The 9,656-nt window shown below is 69.4% G+C and carries 5 protein-coding genes; all 5 read right to left on the bottom strand.

Annotation, left to right across the window (positions count from 1 at the left end):
• Positions 1 to 343: 343 nt before the first annotated feature.
• The 5 genes from ACIBAE_RS19065 to ACIBAE_RS19045 all read right to left on the bottom strand — a co-directional run bounded on the left by ACIBAE_RS19065 (position 344) and on the right by ACIBAE_RS19045 (position 9,375).
• A complete protein-coding gene (locus ACIBAE_RS19065) occupies positions 344 to 3,226 on the bottom strand; it encodes a glycosyl hydrolase family 95 catalytic domain-containing protein (protein WP_399286529.1) in 2,883 nt (960 codons plus the stop codon).
• 228 nt (positions 3,227 to 3,454) lie between these two features.
• The gene (locus ACIBAE_RS19060) at positions 3,455 to 6,097 is read right to left on the bottom strand and encodes a laminin G domain-containing protein (RefSeq protein WP_399286526.1); all 2,643 of its coding nucleotides are present in this window, start codon (positions 6,095 to 6,097) and stop codon (positions 3,455 to 3,457) included.
• A complete protein-coding gene (locus ACIBAE_RS19055) occupies positions 6,094 to 7,029 on the bottom strand; it encodes a carbohydrate ABC transporter permease (protein WP_399286524.1) in 936 nt (311 codons plus the stop codon). Before ACIBAE_RS19055 ends, ACIBAE_RS19060 begins: the two co-directional genes overlap by 4 nt.
• Positions 7,026 to 7,916: a carbohydrate ABC transporter permease gene (locus ACIBAE_RS19050; RefSeq protein ID WP_399286522.1), complete on the bottom strand. Its 891-nt coding sequence runs from the start codon at positions 7,914 to 7,916 to the stop codon at positions 7,026 to 7,028. The genes ACIBAE_RS19055 and ACIBAE_RS19050 overlap by 4 nt, the downstream gene beginning before the upstream one ends.
• A 181-nt stretch (positions 7,917 to 8,097) precedes the next feature.
• On the bottom strand, positions 8,098 to 9,375 hold the full coding sequence (locus ACIBAE_RS19045) for an ABC transporter substrate-binding protein (protein ID WP_399286519.1): 1,278 nt from the start codon (positions 9,373 to 9,375) through the stop codon (positions 8,098 to 8,100).
• Between the last annotated feature and the right edge of the window lie 281 nt (positions 9,376 to 9,656).

Raw genomic sequence — 9,656 nt, 5'->3', positions numbered from 1 at the left:
GCGTGCGCTCTGGACCCGCCGCGCCCGGCGGCCGGGACCCCGCGGGGCGGGGCGGGGCGGGGGGTGGTGTGGTGGTCCCGGTGAAACGGCCGCCGGCCGGGGGGGGGGCCGGGCGGGGCGCCCGGGCCGCCCGCCGACGAGTACTGCGGTCTGCGGTTCCGGCGTGGCGCGGCGAGTGAGGACACACTGCTGGGCTCCTGAGACACCGCCGGGCACCGCGGGATGTCGCCTCCCGTGGTGCCCGGCGGTTCGGCCTCAGGTTCGGCCATCGCTCAGGGTTCAGCCGTACGCCTCAGCAGTACACCTCAGCCGCACGACTCACCCGTAGGGGTTCGGCTGTCCCTCAGGACGCGACGACGTGGTAGGTCTGGCCCACCGTCGTCGGTACGGAGATCACGCCGTTCGCCGTGGTGAACGGGACCGCGGCGCCGTTCGCGCCGGTCACGGAGACCGTGCCCGACGTCCACGGGCTCTTCAGCCGCAGCGTGCCGCCGGCCTTGCTGGTGACGTCCACGTAGCTGACCCGGTCGGACTCCTTCGCGCTGGAGACCACGAACGCGCCCTTCTGACGCAGCTGCCAGAAGCCGGCGTTCCTGCCGGCGGGCCAGTCCGGGAACACCGTGATGATCCCCTGGTCGCTCTGGACCAGCATGCTGTTGATCGCCTCGGTCGCCCCGGACTTCTCGATGCCGTGGTTGCCGTCGCCGATGCGCAGGTTGGCGACCATGCGCCCGTCGATCACCTGCTTGAACTTGTCGAACAGCGACTGCGCCGGGTAGCCGACCCGGGCCGCCTGGGTGAACACCTTCGGGAAGCTGTTCTCCTGGTTCCAGGAGTTCATGGCGTCGAGGCTGTCGACGCCGATCCGCAGCTGTCCCGCGTCGGAGTTGATGCCGAGCTGGTCGGCGGGCTGGATGAATTCGAGGTTGACGGTGTTGTCGCCGGGGTGGATGTCCCGGGTGTCGGACCCCTGCATGGTGCCGGCGGTCGCCAGCGAGAAGACGGTCTTGCCGTTGTACACCGTGGTCGGCGACGCCGGCAGGTTGGCGAGGATGTTCTGCCAGGCCGTACGGCGGTCGGCGTCGACGCCGAGCTTCTGGGAGGCCGCGATCACCGTGGACAGGACCTGCTTGAGCAGACCGATGTCGGCGGAGGAATTCTGGCCCCAGGTCCCCTCGTGCGGACCGCTCCACAGCGAGTAGCGGCCGGTCGCCGCGTCGCGCTCCAGGTAGCTCTCGAAGAACTGCGCCACCTGGCTGAGGAAGGGATACGCCTTGTTCCGCAGGAAGTCGGCGTCCTGGGTGTACTCGTAGTACGAGATGAACTGGGACGCCGAGAAGAGGGAGTCGGAGACCTGCTGGTGGTACTGGTCGTCGGTGGTCGAGCCGTACGGGCCGATCCCCACCGGGAACAGGACACCGGAAGGCACACCGCCGCTGGGGAAGCGCTTGCTGATGTAGTCGGGCTTCACCCGGTTCAGGTCCTGCTTGGCCCGGCGCTGGGCCTCCGGCACGTAGGCGAGGATCGCCTCGTGGAAGGGCAGCGAGAGCTCGGGGCGGTTGCTGGAGTAGACACCGTAGAACGGCGCCTGCGCGTTGTAGTTCAGGTGGTAGTCACCGCTGAACTTCGGGGAGTCCGTGGTGGTCCAGATCCCGTACAGGGCCGGGGCCATCTTGCCCGGACGACTGGAGGCACCGATGAAGTACTGCGCGGCGTAGTAGAACTTCTCCAGGACGGCGTCACCGAGTTCGACGCTCGACTGCAGCCAGTAGTTCTTCCACCAGTCGGCGCGCTGGGTGTCCAGGGTCGCCAGCGTGGTGGTGTTCTGGGCGCGTACCTGGGTCACCGCGTCGTTGTGCGGAGCCGCCGGATTCTGGCCGCCGCCCGTCACGGTGGTGACGAGGCGGACGGTCCCGCCCGGGGGGAGGGTGAAGACCGTCTTCGCCGTGGCTCCGGAGACGGTGGGCTTGGGCGCGGCCGGTGTGCCGAGCACCGTGGTGGCCAGGGCGCCCCGGGAGATCCACTTGCCGCCCGGCGCGGTGGCACGCTCGGCCCACTGGACCGGTCCGTCCACGCCCGCGGTGTTGCTGTAGGCGGAGTTGGCGGTGGTCGCGCCGGCGAAGGTGGACGCCTGGAGGTTCACCGGCTGCGAACCGTTCGACGTGATGGAGGTGACCAGCACGTTCCGGTCGGCGGCGAGCCAGGTGTTCATGGACACGGGCGTGTTGTCCAGGGACATCGTCGTGGTGACGCGTCCGTCGAGGATGTTCTGCTCCTCCCGGAAGGGCTGAGCCGGCGGCGTCCCCCCGCTCTCGCGCCGCTCGTACAGCTCGATCTGGCCGATCCGGGCCCGGGGATTCTGGATCGAGTCGCTGGTCGTGCCCTGCGTGGGTTCGGTGATGCTGAGCCGCACGTACCGCGCCTGGACGGCGGTGACGTCCCGGTCGATGACGTCGGCGGTGTTGTTCTGCACCGTGTCGACGCTGGTCCAGGTGCTGCCGTCGCCGCTGGTCTGGAACGCCATCGCCTTGGTGTTGAAGGCGGCGTTCCCCGGGCGCGCGGCGTTGTCGTTGCGCACCACGTAGCGGCCGATGGTCTTGACGGAGCCGAGGTCGAGGGAGATCCACTGGGGCTTGCCGACCTGCGAGACCCAGCCCTCGTAGCCGCCCGTCCACTGGCCGTTGACGGCCCGGTCGGGGGTGAAGGAGCCTTCGGTGGTGGAGGCGGTGGCCCGCGCGCCGAGTGCCAGGTTCCCGGTGGGCTGCTGCGGGGCGGTGCCCGTGATCGTCACGCCGCCGATGGGCGCCGGGTTGGGGCTCGGGGCGGCGTTCCAGAAGTCACCCTTGGAAACGTAAAAGGTCTTCACGCCGGTGCTGCCGCCGGAGGTGATGCCGACGTCACCGTTGCCCAGCAGGGCGGTGTCGGGCATGGTGTTCGATATGGCCCCGGAGTAACTCTGGTCGGTCCATACGCCCTTGATGGCCGAGAGCTTGGCCTTCAGGGTGTCCCACTGCTGCGTGGCTGTCGGCGGTACGGCCGTCGGTGCCGCCGCCGCGGACAGCGCCCGCGCGGACGATTCCCCGGCGAGTGCGGTCCCGGGAACGACGAGCGGTACGGCGACGGCCAGGGCGATCAGCCCCGCGTAACCACGTCCGCTCCTCGGCCCGCGTCCCGGTGTCCGTCCGGGACCACGGGAAATTCCCCGCGTCATTCTCTCCTGCCCCATGCTGGCTCTCCTTTGAGTCGGGGTCTTGCGAGAGGTCGGTCTGTGCGCTTTCAGGTGCTGTGTGGCCGGGTGCTGTCCGCACCCGGCCGCACAGGTCTTGGGGAATCGCGCCGGCCGGACGATCAGCCGGCGGACCCGGGCGGGCGCTGCGGCCCGGGCGGGCGCTGCGGCCCGGGCGGGCGCTGGACCCGCCGTCGGCCCATGGAGCTGGTCGGCCCGTGGACCCGGTCAGCCGTTGGACCTGGGCAGGCCGAAGCCGACGGCCCGGATGTTCTCCAGCCGGCCGTACGGGGTCCGGTCCGTCCCCACGTCCTTGCTCAGGCTCTCGATGCCGGCTTCGATCCCGAAGAGCCCGGCGATGACGGCCTCCGTCACGGCGACGCCCGCGTTGCTGTCCCGGTTCGCGACGCCGCGTCCGGCCACGCGGTACGTGCCGTCCTCCGTCACCTCCATCGCCTGCCCCCACAGACCGCCGGAGGTGGCGCGGTGCGCCCGGCGCAGAATCCCGGCCGCGACCTCCGGCCGGCCGAGGCGGCAGAGGCCGAAGGCGGTGGAGCCGGGCCAGGCGCAGAACGCGCCGGCGGCGCCGTGGTCCGGCCGGTCGGAGAGCGGTGCGATCGGGTCCCCGGGGTCGAGGGCGCGCATCCAGTCGCCGTCGAGCAGGCGCTCGGTGACGAAGCCGACCATCTCGCCGCGCTGGTCGGCCGAAAGGTCTTCCGGCATGTCGGCGGCGACGAGTTCGAAGTCGAGGCAGTGGCCGATGACTTCGTCGCCCTCGGGGTGGGAGATCATCCAGCGTCCGTCGCCCGCGTACTGCCCCAGGACGGCGGCGGACAGCTCGGCCGCCTCGGCGTCGGCCACGGCGGCCTCGGCCTCGTTGCCGTCGCCGAGCGCGCGCAGGAGCTCGGCCAGGGAGCGCAGCATGCCGACGTAACCGGCGTTCAGCGAGACCACGCCGTCGCGGTAGTTGGGGACGCACTCCAGCAGTTCCCAGGCGTCCCGGCCGAAGTCGGCCAGCACTCCCCCGCCGTACGAGGCGCGCAGTTCACGCGGGCGGAAGGCCATCTCGCGCAGGTGGTCCAGCACCCGGCGGCCGCCCGCGATCTCGTCGAGCACGGCGACATCCCCCGTCACGCCCACATAGGCCTTCACGGTACGGAAGAGCGAGTGGTCGTTGGCCGCGTAGTGGTTACCGACCGGCAGCAGGTTGCGGGTGTCGAAGGAGTGGCAGCGGTCGTACGGCTGCGCGAGCGCGGCCAGGATCCAGCGGCGCATGCCGTCGGGCTCCAGCAGCGCCGCCGTCCTCGCCCATTCGGAGATGTCCCAGAAGAAGGTGGTGGTGGCTCCCAGGCGCGGTCCGCCGGTCAGGAACACCGGGCCGACAGGGCTGACGGTGGTGTTGCGCAGATACACCGCGAGCAGCGCGCCCAGGTAGTACGTGCGGGCGAGGTCCGGGTCCTCGGTGCGCAGGGTGGGCAGATGGCCGGAGAATTCCGTGTTGCCCGGCTCGAAAGCGCTGCGCCAGGTCCGGCGCCAGCGCTCGGCCACCGCGTCGAACTCCGCCGGGAAGAAGGCGGCGGTGTTCACGGCGTCGCGCGTCACGCCTTCGGCGGAGCTGCCGATCTCCAGGACGACGCCCAGCGTGGTCTCCTCGCCGGGCTCCAGGGTGAGGTCCCAGCGGGCGAGCCCGCGTGCCCCGGCCGTTTCCAGGGAGTCGGGCGCGGCCGAGAAGGCGTAGGCGCTGCGGGCGACCGTGCGGGAGTCGGCGACGGAGACCGTGCTGCCGTCGGTGGTGGCGTTCCAGCGCCCGCCCTCCCACCAGGCGGCGGTGGTGAGCAGCGGTGTCCCGTCCAGCCGCAGTTCGGCTCCCGCGTCGCCGGTCAGGACCGTCACGGTGTGCCAGGTGCCGGTGGAGAGCGGCTCGGGCGCGGTCAGGTACTCGCCCGCGATGCGCAGCGACAGGTGTCCGTCGGCCAGGCCGACCTGGAGCGAGTCGGGGTGGTTGCCATGCGTGAGGATCACTCCGGACGGGCCCGGCTCGTCGACCAGCACCTCGAAGCGGAGGGCGTCGCCGTTGTCGAGCCGGACCGTGCCGATCCGGAGATCGGTGTCGGGACGGACCGGGTGTTCGGCCGTGTCACCGATGGCTTCGGTGCCGCCCGAGGCGCGGCGTACGGCGATCCCCCGGACCCGGCAGACGGCGCCGGGTGCCCGTACGCGTCCCGAGTCCGGCGTCGAGTGGTCCGGCAGCTCCGACTCCAGCAGCATCGGCTCGGTGTCCTCGTCGCGCTGGATCCCGGGGATGCGGGGGCTGCCGAGACGCACCCAGCGCTCGCCGATCGGCAGGAACTGCACCTGCCGCGGCCGGTCCGCGGTCGCTTCGTCGCGGATGCGTTCGGTGGTGAAGTAGTCGTGGTGGTGTCCGTCGTTCCACGGGCTGCCGTAGAGCCAGCCCCAGTCGACCTCGGAGTGGGCGAACGGCGCGAGCAGTTCCTGTTCCAGCGTCGTGGTCACCGGGGTGGTGGAGGTGTTGCGCACGACGAGGCGCCACATCAGGCGGCTGCGCTCGTACCCCATCCGCACGTCGGTGGTGATCTCCAGGGCGCCGGCCGTGGCCGCCCGCCGCACACCCCAGGGCGCCCAGCGCAGTCGCTCGGCGGCCGGTACGGATCCGCCGACGCGCAGCGCGCCCGTGTGGTATCCGCCGCTGTAGGGGGGAAAGGCGAGCCAGGACAGCGAGGTGAGATCGCCGTTGACGTGCCCCTGGCCCCACTGGTTGCGCAGCGAGGGGAGGTGGTTGAGCTCGGTGCGCTCGGTCCACGCGCCGGCCAGTTCGTCCAGCGGCACAACGCCCTTGATCGGGTCGGTCACTTGGACGCTCCTGACATGAGTCCGTGGATGAACTCGCGCTGGCTGACGAGGTAGCCCACGACGGGGATGACAGCGGCGAGGAACATGATTCCGAAGAGCTGGCTGTAGTCGGTCGAGTAGGCGCCGAGCGACACGTAGATGCCGGTGGTGATGGTCTGGCCCTGGAGCGGGCCCAGGATGAACTGCGGGTTGAGGAAGTCGTTCCACACCCAGAGTCCGAGGAAGATCGCCACGGTCGCGGTCGCGGGGCGTACGACGGGGAAGACGATGCGCCACCACAGCCGCAGGTCGCCGGCGCCGTCCATCCGGGCGGCCTCGATGACCTCGCGGGGGATGGAGCGCAGGAAGCCGACGTACACGAACACGGCGAACGAGAGGTAGCCGCCGCCGACGTTGGACAGGATCAGGCCGGCGTACGAGTTGGCCAGCCCGATCGAGCGCAGCAGGGTCACGATCGGCAGCAGGATGACCTGCGGCGGGACCATCAGCCCCAGCGCGAACACGGCGAGCAGGACGTTGCGCAGGCGCGGCGAGCGCTCGGAGATGTAGAAGGCGAGCATGGAGCTGAGCGGGACGAGGATGACCAGCGTCGCCGTCGTCACCAGGATCGAGTTGAGCAGTCCGGCCTGGACGAGATGGTCCGGCCGGCGCAGCGCGTTCAGGATGTTGTCGAAGGTGAAGGGGACCGGAAGGGAGGCCGGGTTCGAGACGATCTGGTCCTGCGTCTTGAACGCGCTGACGAACGCGACGTACACGGGCAGGATGAACGCCAGGGTGACCAGCCAGGCGCCGATCAGGTGGGACTTCTTACGGAGGTTCAGCCCGGCGGGCCCGGCGGGTCGCCCGGACCGGGCGGGTCCGGCGGGTTTGGTGGGTTTGGTGGATCCGGAGGATCGGGCGGGTCGAGTGGCTCGCGCGGCGGGAGCGCTCACAGGCTCGTCTCCCTTCGGCGGAGCAGGGTGGTGACGCCGTAGGAGACCACGGCGGTCAGGGCGAGCAGGAACATGGCGATGGACGAGGCGTAGCCGAACCGGTTGTCGGTGAAGGCCACGGAGATCAGGTAGAAGGCGGTCGACCGGGTCGACTCCGCCGGGCCGCCGCCGGTGAGTACCGCGATCACGTCGTACAGCTTGAGTGTGGTGATCAGGCACAGCACGACGCTGATCGTGGTGCCCGGCGCGATCATGGGCATCGTCACGTGCCGGAACCGGCCGAGGACTCCGGCGCCGTCCATCCGGGCCGCCTCGTACAGCTCCTGCGGTACGGACTGGAGCGACGCGGTGTAGACGACGGTGGCGAAGGCGATGGTGATCCAGCTGACGACCACGCAGACCGACAGCACGGCGAGATTGTCGTCGCCGAGCCAGGCGATGGGCTCGTCGATCAGGCCGAGGTTGGCCAGGCCGGTGTTGAGGAGGCCGTTCTGGGTGAGGATGCTGCGCCAGATGAAGCCGACGATGACACCGGACAGGACCTGCGGGATGAAGATGAGGGTCCGCATGATCCGGTGGTTGGCCGTCGAGCGGTTGAGCACGATGGCCAGCAGCAGGCCCACCACGTTGGCGATGACCGTGACCGCCACGACCACGATCATCGTGAACAGGAGACTCGACAGCAGCCGGTCGTCGGAGAAGAGCTCGCGGTAGTTGGCGAATCCGATGAAGTCGCTGCCGGCCTGCAGGGGGTTCTTGTCCGTGAAACTGAGGAAGAGGCTCTGCACCAACGGGTACAGGAGGAACACCCCGTAGAGGATGACCGCGATCCACGCGGCGGGGGCCAGCCCGAGGCTTCGGCCCGCACGTGGAGATCGACTGGGCACAGCTTGATCCTTTCTGAAAGGCGGAGCCGCAGTCGTACGGAGTCAGGTCCGTACGATATCCGTCATGGCCGGAAAACATCTGACAACGATGTCACCGCTGGCCCGGGCTGCGGCTCCACCCGTCCCTTCCGGCAGGCGCCGGACTTCCCGGCTGATGCCGGCTCATCCGGCCGAATGCCGACTACTTGGCGGCCTTGTCCCAGTCCGCGTCGAACGTGCCGAGCGCGCCCTTGGTGTCTGAGCTGGTGAACAGCTTCTGCGCCAGGGAGTTGAACTGTTCGACCACGCCGGGCGGGAGCGCGTCGTCATTGTTGACCTGGCCGAACGCGCTGACCTTCGCGTTGTCGTCGGTCACGAGCTTGAACCCCTCGGTGTAGACCGGGGTCACCTTCGCGCCGAAGTCCTCGAAGGGGACGTTCTTCAGCATCGGGAACGCGCCGTCCGTCTCGATCAGGGTCTTCAGGTTCGGCTTGGACAGCGACCACGCCTGCGCGAACGTGGCCGCGGCGTCGGCGTCCGAGGACTTGGCGCTCACCGACGTGGTGCCGCCGGTGTTGAAGGGCACGATCGCCTTGCCGGTGCTGCTCGGCAGCAGGAACGTACCGAAGTCGTCCGCGTCCGCGGCGGGGATCTGGCCGATGAACCAGCTGCCCATCGGGTACATGGCGCTCTTGCCGGCCAGGAACTGCTTGTTGGCGTCCGCGTAGCTGACGCTCAGGGCGCCCTTGTCGAAGGCTCCCGCCTCGATGAGTTGGCGGTACTTGCCGACGGCCGCGGTCATCTCGGGGTCGGTGAACTTGACCTCGCCCCGGTAGCGCTTCTGGATCCACTCGGGGTCCGAGCCCAGGACATCGGCGGTGATGATGCCGGACAGCGGGATCGCCGCCGCCCACGGCTCACTGCCCGCCATCTCGACAGGGGTGACGCCGGCCCCCTTGAGCGTGGTGACGACCTTGGTGAACTCGTCCCAGGTGGTGGGGACCCGCAGGTGCCGCTCGGCGAAGATCTTCTTGTTGTAGAAGATCATCGGGATGATCTGGGAATTGGTGGGCGGGATGTAGGTCTTGCCGTCGATCGCGTTGCCGTCGGGCCGGGTGAAGTTCTCGTCCAGCCAGGTCTGGTCGAACGGCTTCAGCAGCCCGGCGGCGGTGAAGTCCTTCGGGTTGATGGAGGAGAGGATGTCCGGGAACTGCCCCGACGCCTGGAGCTGCTTCGCGTAGGCCGTCCGGTCGGCGTCCGGCGAGACTATCTTCTTGATCTGGGTGTCCGGGACCGCCTTCTGCGCCTCCGCGATGGACGCGTCCCAGAACTTCGCGGTGAGCGCGGGAGTCTCGAACGTCATGAACGTCAGACCGCCACCGCCACCACCTCCCGCCGTCCCGCTGGTGGAGCAGCCCGTGATCGCCAGGGCGCTCACCAGTCCGGTCACCGCCGCCATGAGGGCAGTTCTGCGCTTCATGTCATCCTCCTTGATGCTTCACGCGATACGGCCGGACTCCGGCCGCCATGTGCCGTCGAGCGAATCGCTTGTCCTGAAAACCCCGTTGCGGGGGCACGGCACGGACGAACGGAAGGCAGCGCGAACAGCCCTGTAGAGGCTTCTGCCGCTTCTCAGGCCTTAGTTCAAGACCTGCCCACCACCCTCGTTTCGTATACTTTTCAGAAGAGTAGCCAGCATCGCCGCACAGTCAAGACTCGTACCGACTTTTACCGGATCGAGATCGTGGGCGACGCGATCAC

It is taken from the genome of Streptomyces sp. NPDC051569, assembly GCF_044454085.1.
GTDB lineage: Bacteria > Actinomycetota > Actinomycetes > Streptomycetales > Streptomycetaceae > Streptomyces.
The sequence above is the reverse complement of the archived record's forward strand: the minus strand, read 5'-3'. Positions and strand labels throughout refer to the sequence as shown.